This window comes from Paenibacillus sp. PvR133, from assembly GCF_017833155.1.
GTDB lineage: Bacteria > Bacillota > Bacilli > Paenibacillales > Paenibacillaceae > Paenibacillus > Paenibacillus polymyxa_B.
Genome location: NZ_JAFIBS010000001.1, coordinates 1364613 through 1383817 on the forward strand (window position 1 = coordinate 1364613; position 19205 = coordinate 1383817).

Below are 19205 nucleotides of genomic sequence, written 5' to 3' on the forward strand. Positions count from 1 at the left end.
TGACAGACACCGGAACGTTGTGTACATTTATTGTTAAATAAACGGCTGTCGTCTTCTTAGCTTATAAAAGCCAACAGCCGCTGCAATCGACTTTCTATCATTTTGAACATATACGTGAGCGCATACTGTAGAACCTATGGTGTGCGCTATTCTTCTGTGAAATCAGGTGAAGGCATGATTCCAAGGTATCTAGTTGATTTTGATGTAGCGGAATTGACCCGATTGGAGGCCGACGTGTTAATAATCGGCTCGGGCATTGCGGGCTTATATACGGCGATTAAGGCTGCGGAGAATCGGAAAGTGTTGCTGATTACCAAGAAGACTTTGATGGAAAGCAACACGCGTTATGCTCAAGGCGGCATCGCTGCTGTCACATCGGACGAGGATACACCAGCTTATCATATGGAAGATACCCTGATTGCTGGTGCAGGTCTGTGTGAATCTGAGGCGGTCAGTACGCTTGTCCATGAAGGTCCAGTTGGCATTCAGGAGTTAATACGTTTGGGAACGGCTTTTGATCGTGTGGATGGTGAACTAGCGTTGACACGGGAAGGAGCGCATAGTCATCGGCGTATTTTGCATGCAAATGGAGATGCTACGGGTTATGAAATTGTTCGTGCGTTGTCAAAGCAGGTTGCTGCCCATCCCGGTATCGAAGTATGGGAAGAGTGCATGGTAATTGATCTGCTGACGGAGCATGGTGAGTGTATTGGGGCCCTCGTCCAAAAGCCAGGTGGGGAAAGGTCGTATATAACCGCTAATGCAACGATTTTGTGCTCAGGAGGTAGCGGGCAATTATACCGGTATACGACCAATCCGGATATTGCAACCGGGGATGGTATCGCTATGGCATATCGTGCTGGGGCGATTGTACGGGATATGGAATTCATACAGTTTCATCCTACGGCGTTGTGCCATCCGGGCGCTCCAAGGTTTCTAATTTCCGAAGCCGTACGGGGAGAAGGAGCCGTGTTACGCAATATTCACGGAGAACGCTTCATGGACAAGTATGATTCCCGGCAGGAGCTTGCACCCAGAGACATCGTAGCTCGTGCTATCATTCATGAGATGGAACGCACCCAAGCTGCGTTTGTATACCTGGATATTACACACGAGCCGCCAGAGCGGGTGATGCAACGTTTTCCAACAATTTATCGGACATGTCTCTCATTTGGTTTGGATATGACGACAGACTGGATCCCCATTGCGCCTGCTGCCCATTATATGATGGGTGGTGTCCAGACCAATTTACACGGGGAAAGCTCCATTGCGCGTTTGTTCGCCTGCGGGGAAACCTCTTCTACAGGAGTTCACGGAGCTAATCGTCTGGCGAGCAATTCGTTATCTGAAGCTATTGTATTTGCCAGCAGGATTATTGAGCGACTGCATTCATTGCCACCGCTGGTCGGCCATACATTGATATCTTATAGCGATAACCGTACAGAGTTCCCGGCTTCATCCGTCACGGAGCAGCGGCATAAGCTGCAAGAAGCAATGGTTCGTTATGCTGGAGTTCGTCGGCACGGCGAGGGGCTGAAAGCAGCATTAGACGAGATGCAAGGGCAAATGCCTATTTTTGAGGCTGTGATCGCTAGCCGGGAAGAGATCGAATTTGCCAATTTGCTCACCTGTGCTTTATTAGTAACAGATGGTGCGCTGCTGCGTGAGGAGAGCCGGGGAGCGCATTATCGCGAGGATTTTCCTGAGACAGATGATAGCGTCTGGCGAAAGCATGTTCAGCAGAGACGTGAGCAAGGGATAACGGAGGAGTACGTTCATGACATCTAACAGCGAGCTTTATGGAGAGTTTAGTGGATATCAGGAAGAACTGACAGCACAAATTCGCAGCTGGCTGCGAGAAGATACGGGCTCTGGCGATGTAACCACGCGCTGGACGATTGAGCAGGGCCACCAATCCAAGGCTGTCATTCATGCCAAGGAGAGCGGCGTGGTTGCCGGTTTACCCGTGGCTGCCCTTGTATTTCAGGTAGTGGACCCTTCCTTGTCGTTCACTCCGCTGGTGACGGATGGACAGTGGATTGAAAAGGGAAGCGTTTTGGCGGAAGTGACGGGTAGTACTCATGCAATTCTGACCGGAGAACGACTGGCGTTAAATTTGCTCCAACGGATGTCTGGCATTGCCACGCGGACTCGGGCTTTTATAGATCAATTGCATGGTTTGTCCACTCGCTTGGTGGATACACGTAAAACAACACCGGGACATCGGCTGCTGGAGAAGTATGCTGTGCGTGTAGGCGGTGGCTCGAATCATCGCTTTGGCCTGTACGATGCTGTTATGATTAAGGATAATCATATTAAGGGTGCAGGTGGGATTGAACAGGCTGTAAGTCGAGCGCGCGCTAATATACCGCATACGATGACGATTGAAGTAGAGACGGAAAACATGAAACAAGTTCGGGAAGCCCTGGAAGCTGGGGCGGATATCATTATGCTGGATAACATGTCTGCCCCAGATATGAAGGAAGCCGTTCGGTTCATTCGGGAACGGGCACCACATGTCAAAACAGAAGCCTCGGGCAATGTATCGCTGGATACAGTGCGTGAGATGGCTGAGAGTGGCGTAGATGTGATCTCTGTAGGCAGGCTGACATACTCTTTTCATAACCTGGATATCAGCCTTGACCTTAACGCAAAGAAAGATAGGTGACACCCATTGATTCTTGTAGTGGATGTAGGTAATACCAATATTGTTCTGGGGATATACGAAGGGCGGGAGCTGTTACACCATTACCGGATCAGTACCTCCAGACAGGCAACCGCAGATGAATACGGCGTACTCATACATAATCTTTTTAGTATGGGTGGCGTATTAAAGGATGACATCCAGGGAGTTATTATTTCCTCTGTCGTTCCGCCGTTGGTCCGTGTATTAGAAGAAATGTGCGATAAATACATAGGCAAAACGCCGTTAATCGTCGGACCGGGAATCAAGACTGGTCTTAACCTGCGTTATGAGAATCCGCGTGAAGTAGGTGCGGATCGGATCGTGAACGCTGTTGCGGCTGTCGAACGGTTCGGCGGGCCGCTGGTTGTGGTGGATTTTGGGACAGCGACGACGTTTGATTGTATTGACGATAAGGGAAACTACTTGGGCGGTGTCATTGTGCCGGGTATCGGGATTTCGACGGAGGCACTGTATCAACGGGCTTCCAAGCTACCCCGCATCGAGTTGGAGAAACCCAAAAAGGTTATTGGTCGTAATACGGTTCATGCCATGCAAGCTGGGATTATCTTCGGTTATGCTGGGCAAGTGGATGGCATTGTGCGGCGCATTAAGGAAGAAATGCAGGCGGAGCCTACAGTTATTGCTACCGGAGGTCTTGCAGAGCTAATCGCATCAGAGGCGGAGAGCATTCAAAAAGTGTTGCCGATGTTGACGCTCGAAGGATTGCGCATCATTTACCAACGTAACGCCGAATAAAAAAGTGGGTATAAGCTGCCGCTGAGTCCAACCGAATGATTTTATCGGTTTGGATTAGCGGCGTTTTTCGTCTATACTGAAATATGTTACGTTTTTGAACAATTCGCGTGATCTGTCGATGCAGGTTGTTTATATAATAGGAAATTATGCTTCAATGATGAGCAATACTAACGAAAATAAGCAGCATAGCTGTCCTGGTGAATAGGGAGGATATCAATATGGAAAATAAGCAGGATCGACTTATTCGTGGCACAGCCATGGATGGGAGGGTTAGAGCTTTTGCTGTTCGGACAACTCAATTGGTAGAGGAATTGCGGAGAAGACACGATACGTATCCAACGGCTACCGCTGCTTTGGGGCGAACCCTCACAGCAGGTGCTATTATGGGTTCTATGCTAAAAGGAAAAGAGCGATTGACCATTCAAGTTAAAGGTGATGGACCGATTGGGCAAATCGTCGTTGATGCCAATGCTGTAGGGGAAGTGCGAGGTTATGTTACTGAACCGCATGTGCATTTGCCAAGCAATAGTATGGGCAAACTGGATGTAGCGGGTGCCGTAGGTACAGAGGGGTTCATTCATATCATCAAGGATTTGGGGTTAAAAGAACCGTATCGCGGCAGTACTCCGATTATTTCCGGTGAACTGGGTGAGGATTTTACCTATTATTTTGCCAAATCGGAACAGACCCCGTCAGCGGTGGGCTTGGGTGTGCTGGTAGATACGGATAACACGGTTATTGTGGCCGGTGGATTTATTATTCAGTTGCTTCCAGGCTTGAATGATGATGAGATTACTGCGATCGAAAATGCAGTCAGCTCCATTCCACCCGTTACTGCTTTGCTGGATCAAGGGTTGGAACTTGATGAAATGCTGCGCTGGATGCTGCCGGACGTTCGGATTCTCGATGAATTGGATATCCATTTTCAATGTGAGTGTTCACGTGAGCGCGTGGAAAAAACATTGATCAGTTTGGGAGAAAGCGAATTAGAGCAGTTAATTGAGGAAGAAGGACAGGCTGAGGTCGTATGTCACTTTTGTAATGAGGCTTATCAGTTTAATAAGGATGAATTGCAAAATCTGTTAGATCAAGCCAAATCCTAACCGGATGGGCGGTGCAAGCGATGACTACACGGGAAAAAGGATTATGGACAGCTGTCATTATTCTGACCGTTAGCGTCGCCGCCTTGGGTGGTCTTATCATGCTTCGGGGGCTGTCAAAGCCGGGTGATGTAAGCAAGGATGACGGCGATCATACTGTGGCGGAGATGGGTCAGGAAGGCATATCGGAGGAACAGTGGGTAGCGGAACTGAAAAAGCGATATGGAACCAATACGCTGTTGCAAATGTTGAATCGTAAAGCCGTGCAGGCTGAAACCAAGCGTCTCGGTATCAAGATCACCCAAGAGGATTTACAGCAGGTGCTGGAGCAGGATAGTAAAGGGTATGACTCAGATCATGCCTACTTTGATGAAATGCAGCGACAGTTTGGCTTAGATCCGGTTGACTTGCGGAATGAAGCGGAATACCGGATTGGTTTGGAGAAAATAGCCACGCAGGGTATTCAAGTTCAGGAAGCTGAGATTGACGAGTATTGGGAACAGCACCCTGAGGAATTTGCCGTCGGTAAGCAGATCCAATTGGCAGCTCTTTATGTGGATAATGCGGAGGAAGCAGAAGCGTTGCTAGATCGGGTCAAGCAGGGGGAGAGCTTCGATGTGCTGATTCAAGAGTACTCAGGTAAGCCTTTTGGCAAGGATAGCAGCGGGCAGTTGGGATGGGTGGATGAATATGATCCATTGCAACCGGAGGCGATCATGAAGGCGGCGAGAGAGCTAAGCTCCGGGGATGTTGCAGGTCCGATCTCTGTTAACGATGGCTATGCTGTCATTTATGTACAGGATGTCCGGTTGAAGAATTCTCCGGATAAGCAGCAGATCCGGCAGCAAATTCGCCGATCTCTTGCGCTTGCACAGGCCGCTCCTTTGGAAGAGGTCGAGAAGAGTCTACGTGATAAATATGGAGCGCGTATTTTATCTGGAAAAGACGCATCCTCCGCTGCTCTGTAACGTTAGTGAAAGAATATTGGTTTGAAGGAAGCACGATGCTGATAACGCGGGTTGACAGCATCGCGGCTTACTCACTCGTATTGACATTGGAATTGAAGATTGTTATGATTAGCGTATAAAACCCACTATTTTTATCGGAAATTAAATGAACGGTACAAAATTAAAGTGATTGGCTAAGAATGATCTACAATATGATTTCGCAATTTTTAATATATCATCTACAGTCAGGGAGGAATTATCATGGCTAAAGTTGTTAACAACATCACCGAACTTATCGGGGAAACTCCCCTCGTTCGGCTCAACCGGATCGTACCGGAAGATAGCGCCGAAATTTATTTGAAACTGGAATATCAGAACCCAGGCTCCAGTGTTAAAGATCGTATTGCGATTAGCATGGTAGAAGAGGCTGAACGTGAAGGTCTGCTTAAGCCAGGCGGTACGATTATTGAAGCAACTAGCGGTAATACAGGAATCGGCTTGGCTATGGTTGCTGCTGCGAAGGGCTATAAGGCAGTGATCGTTATGCCAGAAACGATGAGCATAGAGCGTCGTAATTTGTTGCGTGCTTATGGAGCCGAACTTGTGTTAACACCAGGATCAGAAGGCATGAACGGGTCCGTTAAGAAAATGGAAGAATTGCTGAGTGAAAATCCGGAATATTTTGCTGCTGAGCAGTTCAAGAACAAAGCTAATATCAAAATTCACCGTGAAACGACCGGTCCTGAGATTGTGGAAGCCATTCGTTCCATTGGCGGAACTCTGGACGCTTTTATAGCTGGAATAGGTACTGGTGGAACCATTTCTGGTGCCGGAGAAGTGCTTAAGAAAGAATTCCCTGATATTAAAGTTGTGGCTGTAGAGCCTGCCTCTTCCCCACTGTTAGCAGGCGGTAAGCCAGGACCCCACAAAATTCAAGGACTTGGTGCCAACTTTATTCCTGAAATTTTAAACCGCGATATCTATGATGAAATTATTCATGTAGAAAACGATGAAGCTTTCGAGGTAGCACGTAGAGTGGCCAAGGAAGAGGGCATTTTGTCCGGTATTTCATCTGGCGCGGCTGTTCATGCGGCTTTGAAACTTGCTAAGCAATTGGGCAAGGGTAAACGGATCGTTGTCATTGTTCCAAGTAATGGAGAACGTTACCTGAGCACACCACTATACAATTTCGAGCTGTAATTATGTCGTAATTGTGTATACTATACGTAAGGATTCCCTCATTTCCCTGTTGCAGGGGGGTGGGGGTTTCTTTTTAAGGAGAGAATATAGACTTATTGAAAAGTAGGGAAGGGGAAGCACACACGGATGAAATCGACAGCTAGAGTGACGGAGACGCAGTGGCAGGTTTGGCAGGAGGAAGGCTGGAGCATACTTCCCTATATTGCTGAGTACCCATTACCCGTGGGGGGGCTACCGTCATCGTGGCGGAAGGCTTGGGAGGATTCGTCTCCATATGCCTTTTTGCTGGAGAGCGCTAAAGGTGGGAGGTACACCTATCTGGCCTTAAATCCGGTTGCTATATTGGAGGGCAAGGGAGAACATGCAGTTTGGACTGATTTGCAAAGCGGGAAACATGGAGATATGCATGGTCAACCTTTGAAAGTCATGAGCAACTGGATCGCTCCTTACCGTGCGCCGCGTGTACCTGGCATGCCTTTTTTCTCTGGAGGATTTGCGGGTTATCTTGGCTACGATGTAGCTCGCTCGTTGGAGCGTTTGCCATCTCAAGCTGCAGACGATACAGACATACCTGATTATGTATGGATGAGGGTGGATGAGCTATGGATTTACGATCACGAAAAATCCTCCATATATTGTGCTGTTCATATGCCCGCTCCTGCGCATTCCGATAAAGTCAGCAGTGATACCGATTTGACCAATCGCGTTATGCTGGATGGGCCGAATCCTATACTTTGCGAGCATTACGCGGAAGCTGCCCAACGTGCAGAACGTATGCTGACTCAGTGGAATAACATCATAAATGCAGGAGAGATTGATTCTGCGTACTCTCGTCGTTGTGCTAGGCTCGCCGAAGAAGGGTTAGTGGCTGCTCATCTTGAATCTGAAGGCTGGACAGCGGCATTCAACCAACAAGATTTTGAACAAGCCGTGAAACGTGTGCAGGAATACATTGCCCAAGGGGATGTATTCCAGGCCAACTTATCGATTCGTCAGCAACGTGCGCTTACAGCCCTCCCTGAAAATATATATGAATGGCTTCGTCTGCTGAATCCTTCCCCTTATATGGGTATGCTGCGTATGCCAGATTTACGGATCGTTAGTGGCTCGCCGGAATTGTTGGTGAAGCTGGAGGATGGACGTGTGAGCGCCCGACCAATTGCAGGTACGAGAAGAAGAGGGCTAACACCGGATGAAGATGCCGCTATGGCAGCAGAGCTTCTATCAAGCGAAAAAGAACGCGCCGAGCATATTATGCTCGTCGATCTGGAGCGTAACGATATCGGACGGATTGCCGAATACGGATCGGTGCATGTGCCTGAACTGCTGACGGTCGAATACTATTCGCACGTTATGCACCTGGTTTCTCAGGTTGAAGGAAAATTAGCCTCGGGTCGTACAGCTATAGATGTAATTGCTGCTACCTTTCCAGGCGGAACCATTACCGGGGCACCCAAGGTGCGCACCATGGAAATTATTGAAGAATTAGAGCCCGTTCGTCGGGGGCCTTATACAGGGTCCCTTGGATGGATTGACTATAACGGCAATATGGAATTAAATATTATAATAAGAACACTAGCTGTTAAAGGCAGCACTGCCTATTTACAGACAGGTGCGGGGATCGTCATTGATTCAGACCCGTACAGGGAATATCGGGAATGTCGGAACAAGGCTAGAGCTGTCATGAAGGCGGTACAATGTGGTGAAGAAGAAGCCGCTTTGAGCAGAAGCGGTATCACAGGAGGGTGAGTCGTATGATTTTGGTGATTGATAATTATGATTCGTTTACGTACAATCTTGTTCAATATTTAGGTGAACTTGGCGAAGAAGTAACCGTAAAACGGAACGATGAGATTGATGTGAAAGGCATAGAAGAGCTGGCACCAGAGCATATTTTGATCTCGCCGGGTCCATGCACGCCGAATGAGGCAGGGATATCACTGGATGTGATCAGCCATTTTAAAGGTCGCATTCCGATTTTTGGCGTTTGCCTCGGCCACCAGGCCATCGGACAGGCTTTTGGCGGTAAGGTTATCCGGGCTGAACGACTCATGCACGGTAAAACATCACCGATTCTTCATCACAATACGTCAGTATTTGAAGGCTTGCCTTCTCCGTTCACAGCAACCCGGTATCACTCATTGCTGGTGGAGCGCGAGAGTCTGCCTGAGTGTCTAGAGATTACCGCGGAAACCGCAGAAGGTGAAATTATGGGTTTGCGGCATAAAGAATTTGCCGTAGAAGGAGTTCAGTTCCATCCAGAATCCATTATTACGGATTATGGGCATCAACTGTTACGCAATTTCCTAAAACGCAAGGTAGGCGTCTGATTCATGAAATATATCGGAGTCAACGGCGTCCTCACGGAAGCCGCAAAAGCCGTGATTCACGTAAGTGATCACGGCTTTTTATACGGAATGGGCTTGTTTGAAACATTCCGCACCTACAAGGGTGTTCCATTCTTGCTGGATTGGCATCTGCATCGACTGCAGGAAGGTTGCCGAATGCTCGGCATTCCTTTTCAACCGGATGAGGAGCAGCTTACGAGACACATCCAACATCTGATGGTGGCGAATGGACTGGATGAAGCCTATGTTCGTTACACCGTATCAGCGGGCGAAGAGGTGCTAGGATTGCCGACGGGGGACTATACGCGCCCCAACCATATTTTGTTTGCGAAACCGTTGCCCTCTACCAATACACAAACCGGGCAATCCATTTCCACATCGGCGCTTCAGTTGTTGCGAACCCCCAGAAACACTCCAGAGGGTGAGGTTCGTTTAAAGTCGCTCCATTATATGAATAATATTCTTGCGAAGCGGGAACTTCAGCAGTATGCCGAGGCTGTCCGTTATAAGGCTGAAGGAATGATGCTTACGGCGGATGGTTTTCTGGCAGAAGGAATGGTCAGCAATCTGTTTTTTGTGCGGAATAATACGCTGTATACCCCTGACTTGTCTACAGGAATTCTGCCAGGCATTACGCGTGAATTCATTTTGGAGCTGGCGCATCTGCGAGACATTCCTTGTGAGCAAGGTTTGTACCGCTGGGACGAGCTGAAACAGGCTGATGAAATTTTTATGACCAACTCTATACAAGAAATACGGCCCGTGGATTTGTTGTTGGAGCCGGGTGGAGCAACGAACCATGTATCGGTTCCCTTGACACAGCCCAGGTCCATAACAGCTTTGCTGTTGCACGATTATAGACAGAAAGCAGGGATCAAGTGAACATACCGACCCTTTATCAACGTAGTTACCGAATGGGGGATGCCGAGCTTACGCTCGGACATTCCACACAGATCATGGGCATACTGAATGTGACCCCGGATTCATTTTCCGATGGAGGATTACATTATAGTCCCGAGATTGCTGTTTTACATGCATTGAAGCTGGTGGAAGATGGAGCCGATATCATTGACATTGGTGGGGAGTCTACCCGCCCGGGTCATGACCCAGTAGGTGTGGAAGAGGAACTGGCACGGGTCATTCCGGTCGTCCAAGCCATCCATCGTATTGCACCGCACATTCCGTTATCTGTAGATACTTACAAAGCCGAAGTAGCCAGGCAGGCGCTTGAAGCTGGTGCACATATCATTAATGATGTCTGGGGGTTTAAGGCAGACCCCGATATGGCACGTGTAGCTTCGGAATTCGATTGCCCGGTCATTTTGATGCATAATCGTCATGATCGTAATTATAGTGATTTGGTTTCTGATATGCTGTCTGATTTAAAAGAGAGTATCCGATTAGCGCTGGATGCGGGGGTACGTGAGGAACAGATCATTTTAGACCCAGGTATCGGTTTTGCCAAGGATTACGATGAAAATATTCATGCCATGACTTCTCTCGATACATTGAGTCAGCTGGGCTTTCCGCTGTTATTGGCTACGTCGCGCAAAAGGTTTATTCGTACAGCACTGGATTTGCCTGTGAATGATGTGGTGGAGGGCACGGCGGCTACCGTTGCCTTTGGCATTGCTCAAGGGTGCCAGATTGTGCGTGTACACGATGTGGCGCAAATCAAGCGCACCGTACGTATGTGTGATGCGATGGTGTACGGGTCTAAAAATGCACTGAGTTATGGTGGTTAGAAGACGCTTCATGAATGATTTGATCCTGCGATCGCTGTTGCAACGGGATTCTTTTGAATTGGTAAACATATGACTGTTAGAATCCCGTTGCAAAGGCGAGCGCTTCGCTTCTCCGGATTCAAATCCTTCATTCCGCTACAACGCGCCATAAAGTCACTGTATTTTTAGGGAGTTATTTATTGTGTAAGGTGAACAGAAGAATAGATCAAGTAGAACGAGAACGGAGTAGGCGGAATGGTGCTGTACAAGCAAAGCGGTCGCTTTAAAAGCTTTCCGTAGGAAAGCTCGCTTCGGAAGCATCACTTCCCCGAATTTCTACCTTTATTATAGGTTTTATTCAAGAAATCTGGGGCAGTGGCGATGGGGAGCACCATCCGACTGCGCAATGGCACGATACGAAACTTTTAAGTTGAGCTTATTGAGAAAATCTAATAAAAAACAGGGGGGGATACCCACGATGGATAAAATGGTTTTGCATCGTATGGAGTATTACGGATATCATGGCGTTTTTCCAGAGGAGCGCAAGCTGGGACAACGTTTCTATATTGATTTGGAACTGGAGCTTGATCTGCGTGAAGCGGGTGAGCAGGATGCCTTGGACAAAACGGTTAATTACGCCGAGGTGCATTACACCGTTAAAGATATTGTAGAAAAGGAATCTTACCAATTGATTGAAGCTTTGGGCGAACGTATTGCATCTTCCCTACTGGACACTTATACTAGTGTCAATGCACTGACTGTCAAAGTCACGAAGCCGCATCCGCCGTTTGATATTCATTTTCAGGGCGTGACGGTTGAGCTTTATCGCGCAAGAAAGTAGGAACGATACATGAATGCACATTCGACCTCTGAGGCATCAGAGGCTTATATTGCTTTAGGGGCTAATTTGGGGGAGCGCGAGCATACCCTGTATGAAGCCATTACGGCGCTGGACGAACATCCGGGTATACGGGTGCTTCGGTGCTCCAGCCTGTACGAAACAGAGCCTGTTGGGTATCTGGATCAACCTTCTTTTTTGAACATGACGGTAGCCGTATCCACAACACTTGCTCCAGAGGAGCTTCTGGTATATATGCTGGAGGTGGAGAGTCGTCTGGGGAGAGTAAGACATATTCCTAATGGTCCACGAACCATTGATCTGGACTTGTTATGGATGGGAGCGGCGCAACTGGCTACACCGGATTTGGAGCTTCCTCACCCTCGTATGTTGGAGCGTGCTTTTGTGCTGGTTCCTTTGGCTGACATCGTTCCGAACCAAGATCCGTCCGGTCTGTACAGTATCGTGCATACTGCATTGAATTCTGTGGATGGAAAGGACGGCATACAGCTTTGGAAAACTTGCAGCTGGCGCAACGGCTCCGCGCCTTTCGGAAGCTAAAAGGGTTCACCCAGCAGGAGTTGGCAAACCGAACCGGCATATCTTTGACTGTATTAGGTGCTGTGGAGCGAGGTAATCGTGCAGTAGACCCAGACATGCTGAACATCATCGCCCAAACGCTAGAGATTGAAGTCCGGGAATTGACGGATTGACGATAAGTATACGATATAAAAGAAGGAATAAAGGGGTGAACAGATATGTTGAAAATCGGCGATATTGAAATGAAAAACCAAGTCGTCTTGGCACCCATGGCAGGCGTGTGCAATCCTGCTTTTCGCTTGATCGCCAAGGAATTCGGTACAGGCTTGGTATGTGCAGAGATGGTTAGTGATAAGGCCATCATTCACGGCAACAAGCGTACACGTGAGATGCTGTTTGTAGATGAGCGCGAGAAGCCGCTTAGCTTGCAAATTTTTGGAGGCGACCGCAAATCTTTGGTGGAAGCGGCGAAAGTCGTAGACCAGGAGACGAATGCAGATATTATTGACATCAATATGGGCTGCCCGGTTCCCAAAGTGACCAAATGTGATGCAGGTGCTCGTTGGCTGCTCGATCCAAACAAGATTTATGAAATGGTATCGGCGGTAGTGGAATCGGTAAGCAAGCCGGTTACCGTGAAAATGCGTATTGGTTGGGATAGCGAGCATATTTATGCCGTAGAGAACGCTCGCGCTGTTGAACGTGCCGGAGGTCAGGCCGTTAGCGTACATGGCCGTACACGGGAGCAACTGTATACGGGACATGCGAATTGGGATATTATAAAAGAAGTTAAAGAAGCAGTTTCCATTCCTGTAATTGGAAACGGTGATGTGGCATCACCGGAAGATGCCCGCCGCATGCTGGATCTGACCAATTGTGATGGCGTTATGATCGGACGCGGTGCTCTGGGGAATCCGTGGATGCTCTACCGTACGATTGAGTACTTGCAATCAGGTGAGCTGTTGCCCGATCCTTCACCGGAAGAAAAAATCCGCATTGCCATTCTGCATATGGATCGTCTGGTTGCATTGAAGGGTGAAGCGGTAGCTGTCCGTGAAATGCGCAAGCATCTGGCTTGGTACCTCAAGGGGTTTAAAGGTTCTGCACGTATTAAGGATGTCATTATGGAAGAAACAAAGCGCGACGATATGGTACGTATTTTGGATCAATTTGTATCTCAATTGCACATGGTAGATAACGATGAGCCTTCTACAAGTGCTGCTTCTCCTGCTGCTGTTGCGCAATAAGGAAGCTATTCCGGCCTGCGCACGCGATTGACTTTTCCAATTGCTTGCCCTATAATCGTTCAGTATAAAATCTTGATGTTTGCTACAAATTGTGTGCAGCTCTCAAGACAACAGCAGGAAATGTTCTCATTCCCTCAGAGTGGCATATTATGTTTTGAAAGCGTGCATTCCGATGCACTTTTAAACTTTTCCCATGACAGGAGAATCGGTTAAGATGAGCGATAAAGAAGTCATTCTGACACAGGAAGGTCTTAGAAAGCTCGAAGATGAGCTTGAGAACTTAAAGTCTGTCAAACGCCGCGAAGTGGCTGAACGGATTAAGGTAGCCATCGGATACGGAGATATTAGTGAAAACTCCGAATATGAGGATGCGAAGAATGAGCAGGCCTTTATTGAAGGCCGTGTAATTACGTTGGAAAAGATGCTACGCAATGCCCGCATTATCAATAGTGATGAAATTGACACCGATGTTGTGGGAGTAGGTGCAACTGTGACCGTTGAAGATTTGGAATTCGGAGATATTACAGAGTATGCTATCGTAGGTTCCGCCGAATCCGACCCGCTACAGAATAAGATTTCGAATGAAAGTCCGGTTGGCAAGGCAATTCTCGGTAAGAAAAAGGGAACTGTTGTGGATGTCACCGTTCCAGCAGGCGTTATTCAATATAAAATCGTGGATATCAAGAAATAAGACACGGACTTTGGAATTTAATGTAAAAGCTTCCTTGTGGAAGCTTTTTTTCTCTACACCCGGACGGACCCCGGCCCGTCTATTCATATTGAAGGAGCTGATTTAGCACCATGTCGGATGAAACTACTAACCAGGAAACACAAGAAAATCGCGAGGAATTAAGTGAACTATTACAAATTCGTCGTGCCAAATTGGACGAGCTTCGCGCATTGGGCATTGATCCTTTTGGACGCAAATACATACGCACGGCTGAAGCGGGCGTACTACTGAGCAAGTATGACAGTTTGACTAAGGAAGAACTGGAAGAAAAGAATATTGAAGTTAGCATAGCAGGCCGTATTATGGCTAAACGTGTGATGGGAAAAGCCAGCTTTGCTCATATACAGGATCTTAGCGGACGTATTCAAATTTATGTTCGTCAAGACACAGTACCTGAATCCAAATATAAAGCATTTGGTATTTTGGATCTGGGTGATATTGTTGGTGTTAAGGGTGTGCTCTTCAAGACCAAAACGGGCGAAACGACAATCAAAGTGCTGGATATTGAGGTCTTGTCCAAATCCTTGTATCCATTACCAGAGAAATATCATGGCCTGAAGGATGTTGAATTGCGTTACCGTCAGCGGTATGTCGATTTGGTTATGAACCCTGAAGTACAAAAAACGTTCATTACACGGTCCCGTATTATTCAATCCATGCGTCGTTATCTCGATTCGCTCGGCTATTTGGAAGTTGAAACCCCAACATTACATTCCATTGCTGGCGGGGCGGCGGCGAAGCCATTTGTTACGCACCATAATGCATTGGACATGCAGCTTTATATGCGTATTGCTATTGAACTCCATTTGAAACGACTAATTGTCGGCGGAATGGAGAAAGTATATGAGATCGGTCGTGTTTACCGTAATGAAGGTATTTCGACCCGCCATAACCCTGAGTTTACGATGATTGAGCTGTATGAAGCGTATGCTGATTATAAAGATATCATGCAATTGACGGAAAACATGGTTGCACATATTGCGCAGGAAGTACTGGGCACACAACACATTCAATATCAAGGCCAGGAAGTGGATCTGACGCCGCAATGGCGCAGAGTCTCCATGGTTGATGCTGTTAAAGAAGTAACAGGTGTAGACTTTAGCGTGCAGATGAGTAATGAAGAAGCTCATCGCCTTGCGAAAGAGCATAAAGTTTCGGTTGAACCGCATATGACATTTGGCCATATCCTGAATGCATTCTTTGAGCAGTTCGTAGAGGAAACGCTTATTCAACCTACCTTTATTACTGGACATCCGGTTGAAATTTCGCCGTTGGCCAAGAAAAACGAACAAGATCCGCGGTTTACGGATCGCTTCGAGCTGTTCGTGGTTGCTCGTGAGCATGCGAATGCGTTCACTGAGCTGAATGATCCAATCGACCAGCGCCAACGTTTTGAAGCACAATTGCTGGAACGTGAGCACGGTAACGACGAGGCGCATGAAATGGATGATGACTTTATCCGCGCCTTGGAATACGGGATGCCACCAACAGGTGGACTGGGCATCGGCATCGATCGTTTGGTTATGTTGCTGACAGATGCGCCTTCCATTCGCGATGTGCTGCTTTTCCCGCATATGCGTAACCAACAGTAGAATAACATAACATTATGAATATAGAGGATCAGCCGGGCTTCCCGTGTCTTGTTCCTCTTTTTCATAAGAACGGATGGAGAGAATACTCTAATGAAACGCAGCGTCAAGCTTAGTCGGTTCGCATCGCCTCCTTTTATATTGGTCATCGGATATTTATTGATTATTGCATTGGGTACTTTGCTACTGATGCTTCCTGTTGCCAATCATAGTGGTCATGCTCCGCATTGGATTGATTCGCTTTTTACGTCCGTCTCAGCCGCTTGCGTCACAGGACTGGTCGTTGTTGACGTCGATTCAACGTATACGATGTTTGGCGAAACCGTCATTTTGGTGCTGATGCAGCTAGGCGGGCTGGGGTTTATGACCTTAGCGACCTTGTTTGCGCTGTTGTTGGGGCGGCGATTATCGTTAAAGGATCGGTTGCTGCTTAAGGAGGCTATTAATGCCGATAGCATGGAAGGGATCGTACGTATTATTCGCAAGGTGCTGATCTTTTCTTTTACCATTGAGGCGATAGCTGCCGTCGTCTTAGCTTTGCGGTGGATGCGAGAGATGCCTGTCGGACAAGCGATATATTATGGAATATTCCATTCCGTATCCCTCTTTAATAACGGGGGATTCGATCTGTTCGGGACTAGCTTCCAACAGTACGCTGGAGATTTTGTTTTCAATATGATTGCATCTGTGCTCGTTATATCAGGAGGCTTGGGTTTCCTTGTACTTAGCGATTTGTTCGATTTTCGCCGTACCCGGAGACTGTCTCTACACTCCAAAATGGTGCTTAGCGTGTCGGGAGTGCTCATTGTGGTTGGTGCGCTGGTTTTATTTGTTTTTGAGTTTACCAATGCACGAACCTTGGGTGCGCTGAACTGGGAAGGCAAAGTATATGGAGCTGTCTTTCAATCGGTCTCCACGAGATCATCAGGTACGAGCACAGTCGATATCAGCGGGTTAAGGCAGGCAAGTCAGTTTTTTATTATGTTGCTGATGATTATCGGTGCTTCTCCGGGCTCCACGGGAGGAGGAATTAAAACGACTACGTTTCTGCTTATGGTAGGTGCCCTAATCGCCGTCATGCGAGGACAGAAGGAAATTGTGTTTTTCCGTCATAGGGTCCCCAAAGATATCATGATGCGGGCGCTGACCATTATTGTACTGGCCCTATTTATATTCTCGATTGTGGTTATACTGCTCTTAATGACAGAGGATGCGCCATTTCTCTCCCTTGCATTTGAGGCTGCTTCCGCAATCGGAACGGTAGGGTTGTCTGTAGGAGTGACGCCAGGATTGTCTGACGCAGGCAAGCTGATTATTTGTGTGACTATGTTTATTGGTCGGATTGGTCCTCTTACGATTGCCTATGCCATTCGCCCACGCTCGACCAAGACATTGTACCGTCGTCCCGAAGGTCATATTGTAATTGGATAGTGTATCTGTAAAAAAAGATGTACCCGTGCTGATTAGCATAGGTACATCTTTTTTCATTTCAGATCATCATAATTCTTTATGGGTAGCATATCATGTAAAATGCCCATTTTGAGAACAAGACGAAATGGGCTGAACAGATACTGATTTTCGCAGAAAAAACGGCTATTTGTTTCCTTTTATGTAATTATAGACAAAATACTAGGAATATTATGTATAATATTGTATGATAGTGGGCATGAAAGGGGGATAGTTGAGGTGAATACCAATTTCTAATTTGAAAGGAATCATCTATTATGTATTTATTTATTATTAGTGCTGAAGTTTTATTTTGGGTTTTTGTTGTTGCAGGCTTGATCGCAAGGTATATGTTTGGCTTGAAGAAATTAGGCGGTCTTCTTTTACTATTTACCCCCATTATTGATATCCTGCTACTGATTGCGGTGTTCATCACGGTGAAAAGTGGCATGGAGATTACGACTGCTACTGGCTTGGCGGCCTGTTATTTTGGTATTACAGTAGCATTTGGTCATAGGTTAATTAAGTGGGCGGATGTACGGTTCTCCCATTGGTTTGGTAAGGGACCCAAGCCTGAACGCAAGTATGGTGCTGCTCATGCAAAAGAGGAACGGATAGGTTGGTTGCTTCACCTTTTGGGCTGGGCTATAGGTAATGCTTTGTTGCTCGCCATCATTGTGTATGTTGATGATCCGCAGCGTACGGTGTCTTTGGAGGGCATTATGCAAACATGGGCGATCGTTCTGGCAATCGACTTTGTTGTCTCCTTTAGCTATACTTTAGCTCCCAAAAAACAAAAGCGTAGTCTATAGAGGTTAAGGCTTTACACTTAGATTAGATAAAATCTGGCTGGTCACTCAGGATGTTCAAATCGGAAGACTCATTGTTGTTGAAAATGAAGTGGTTACTTCCGGTAGTGGGGTGAGTCCGTCGTCGAAATGTAAATATTTACAAAAATATGAGGATTTTATGTTTAACTCACTTTGACAGTCACCTTATTTTTGCCTCGCTATCTTTTTTCACACACATGTATCCCTTTCGATTTGAACACAGACCAACAGAAGCAACACAACTATTTTTTGTGAGATGACAGACAGCATGCAAGATGTGTTACACAAATTTTAAAATAAATTTTGTGATTTGCCTAAAACGTCGCCTATCCAAGTTTGGCAATTAACGCGATAATATTCCAGGAAAGATTACATATGTCTATAAATGTAGACATACGCAGTTAAGTTGTTATTTTGTTTAAAAATGTAAAAAAAGAAAGGTGGTTTCTGTGGCAGTACTACTGAGCGGTAAGAACATTTTGATTATGGGCGTGGCTAATAACAGGAGTATTGCCTGGGGGACAGCTCAATCTTTAGCTGCTGAAGGAGCACAGCTCATTTTTACTTACGAAAATGAGAGGGTTGCAGAGCGGGTACTACAGCTCGTTGAAACCATTCCAGGAGCACTGGTCTGTCCTTGTAATGTTCAAAGCAATGAAGAGCTTGATGCATTGGCGGATTTTCTAAAAGAAAAAGTAGGCGTATTACATGGTTATTTTCACAGTGTCGCCTATGCTAAGGCTGAGGATTTGGATGGCTTGTTCGTTGACACTTCTCGTGAGGGATTCGCCGTTGCACAAGAAATCAGTGCCTATTCTCTGGCTGCTGTCTCCCGTCGAGTATACCCACTGATGACAGAGGGTGGAAGTATCGTCACCATGACGTATATTGGCGCAGAACGAGCGATCAAAAATTACAACGTTATGGGTGTGGCGAAGGCTTCACTGGAAGCCAGCATGCGCTATCTGTCGAATGATCTGGGCACATATGGCATTCGCGTAAATGCGATTTCCGCTGGTCCGATACGGACCTTGGCTGCCTATGGCATTAAAGATTTTAACACAATGCTCAAACATATTGAAGAAACTACGCCCCTACGCAAGACGGTTGATACGTCGGAAGTCGGAGATACGGCGTTATTCCTATTTTCCCATTTATCGAGAGGCATTACGGGTGAAGTTATCCATGTAGATGCTGGATACCATATTACGGGGATGTAAGGAG

At 46.9% G+C, this 19205-nt stretch carries 19 protein-coding genes; all 19 read left to right on the forward strand.

The features are described from left to right. Positions 1–174 precede the first annotated feature (174 nt). The 19 genes from nadB to fabI all read left to right on the forward strand — a co-directional run bounded on the left by nadB (position 175) and on the right by fabI (position 19201). Positions 175–1788, forward strand: a complete 1614-nt coding sequence (gene nadB / locus JOE49_RS06120; protein WP_209940735.1) for an L-aspartate oxidase — start codon at positions 175–177, stop codon at positions 1786–1788. Beyond that, complete coding sequence (gene nadC / locus JOE49_RS06125) at positions 1778–2668, forward strand: carboxylating nicotinate-nucleotide diphosphorylase (protein WP_209940736.1); 891 nt, start codon at positions 1778–1780, stop codon at positions 2666–2668. The genes nadB and nadC overlap by 11 nt, the downstream gene beginning before the upstream one ends. A gap of 6 nt (positions 2669–2674) precedes the next feature. Beyond that, the gene (locus JOE49_RS06130; RefSeq protein WP_023986451.1) at positions 2675–3442 is read left to right on the forward strand and encodes a type III pantothenate kinase; all 768 of its coding nucleotides are present in this window, start codon (positions 2675–2677) and stop codon (positions 3440–3442) included. Positions 3443–3660: 218 nt separating this feature from the next. Beyond that, positions 3661–4545 (forward strand): Hsp33 family molecular chaperone HslO, encoded by an 885-nt coding sequence (hslO, locus tag JOE49_RS06135; RefSeq protein WP_028542509.1) that lies wholly within the window; start codon positions 3661–3663, stop codon positions 4543–4545. 20 nt (positions 4546–4565) lie between these two features. After that, positions 4566–5510 carry a peptidyl-prolyl cis-trans isomerase gene (locus JOE49_RS06140; protein WP_028542508.1) on the forward strand — a complete coding sequence of 315 codons (945 nt, stop codon included), beginning with the start codon at positions 4566–4568 and terminating at the stop codon, positions 5508–5510. A 240-nt stretch (positions 5511–5750) separates the two neighbouring features. After that, positions 5751–6689 carry a cysteine synthase A gene (gene cysK, locus JOE49_RS06145; RefSeq protein WP_028542507.1) on the forward strand — a complete coding sequence of 313 codons (939 nt, stop codon included), beginning with the start codon at positions 5751–5753 and terminating at the stop codon, positions 6687–6689. Positions 6690–6815: 126 nt separating this feature from the next. Continuing rightward, positions 6816–8438 (forward strand): anthranilate synthase component I family protein, encoded by a 1623-nt coding sequence (locus JOE49_RS06150; protein WP_209940737.1) that lies wholly within the window; start codon positions 6816–6818, stop codon positions 8436–8438. Positions 8439–8443: 5 nt separating this feature from the next. Further along, positions 8444–9019: an aminodeoxychorismate/anthranilate synthase component II gene (pabA, locus tag JOE49_RS06155; protein ID WP_013308153.1), complete on the forward strand. Its 576-nt coding sequence runs from the start codon at positions 8444–8446 to the stop codon at positions 9017–9019. Positions 9020–9022: 3 nt separating this feature from the next. Beyond that, positions 9023–9919 (forward strand): aminotransferase class IV, encoded by an 897-nt coding sequence (locus JOE49_RS06160; RefSeq protein ID WP_160788571.1) that lies wholly within the window; start codon positions 9023–9025, stop codon positions 9917–9919. Continuing rightward, complete coding sequence (folP, locus tag JOE49_RS06165) at positions 9916–10782, forward strand: dihydropteroate synthase (protein ID WP_023986456.1); 867 nt, start codon at positions 9916–9918, stop codon at positions 10780–10782. Before JOE49_RS06160 ends, folP begins: the two co-directional genes overlap by 4 nt. Positions 10783–11239: 457 nt before the next feature. Then, positions 11240–11602: a dihydroneopterin aldolase gene (folB, locus tag JOE49_RS06170; protein WP_023986457.1), complete on the forward strand. Its 363-nt coding sequence runs from the start codon at positions 11240–11242 to the stop codon at positions 11600–11602. A gap of 9 nt (positions 11603–11611) precedes the next feature. Then, the gene (gene folK, locus JOE49_RS06175; protein ID WP_209940738.1) at positions 11612–12160 is read left to right on the forward strand and encodes a 2-amino-4-hydroxy-6-hydroxymethyldihydropteridine diphosphokinase; all 549 of its coding nucleotides are present in this window, start codon (positions 11612–11614) and stop codon (positions 12158–12160) included. Beyond that, positions 12112–12312, forward strand: coding sequence for a helix-turn-helix domain-containing protein (locus JOE49_RS06180; RefSeq protein WP_209940739.1), 201 nt, complete (start codon positions 12112–12114; stop codon positions 12310–12312). The genes folK and JOE49_RS06180 overlap by 49 nt, the downstream gene beginning before the upstream one ends. 45 nt (positions 12313–12357) lie before the next feature. Beyond that, positions 12358–13386 carry a tRNA dihydrouridine synthase DusB gene (gene dusB, locus JOE49_RS06185; protein WP_209940740.1) on the forward strand — a complete coding sequence of 343 codons (1029 nt, stop codon included), beginning with the start codon at positions 12358–12360 and terminating at the stop codon, positions 13384–13386. Between the two features lie 214 nt (positions 13387–13600). Then, a complete protein-coding gene (gene greA / locus JOE49_RS06190; protein WP_013308160.1) occupies positions 13601–14077 on the forward strand; it encodes a transcription elongation factor GreA in 477 nt (158 codons plus the stop codon). 110 nt (positions 14078–14187) lie between these two features. Beyond that, positions 14188–15708: a lysine--tRNA ligase gene (gene lysS, locus JOE49_RS06195; RefSeq protein WP_023986460.1), complete on the forward strand. Its 1521-nt coding sequence runs from the start codon at positions 14188–14190 to the stop codon at positions 15706–15708. Between the two features lie 90 nt (positions 15709–15798). Continuing rightward, complete coding sequence (locus JOE49_RS06200) at positions 15799–17136, forward strand: TrkH family potassium uptake protein (RefSeq protein ID WP_023986461.1); 1338 nt, start codon at positions 15799–15801, stop codon at positions 17134–17136. A 293-nt stretch (positions 17137–17429) separates the two neighbouring features. Beyond that, on the forward strand, positions 17430–17963 hold the full coding sequence (locus JOE49_RS06205; RefSeq protein ID WP_025719307.1) for a hypothetical protein: 534 nt from the start codon (positions 17430–17432) through the stop codon (positions 17961–17963). Positions 17964–18430: 467 nt separating this feature from the next. Further along, positions 18431–19201 (forward strand): enoyl-ACP reductase FabI, encoded by a 771-nt coding sequence (gene fabI, locus JOE49_RS06210; RefSeq protein ID WP_209940741.1) that lies wholly within the window; start codon positions 18431–18433, stop codon positions 19199–19201. The last annotated feature ends 4 nt before the right edge of the window (positions 19202–19205 follow it).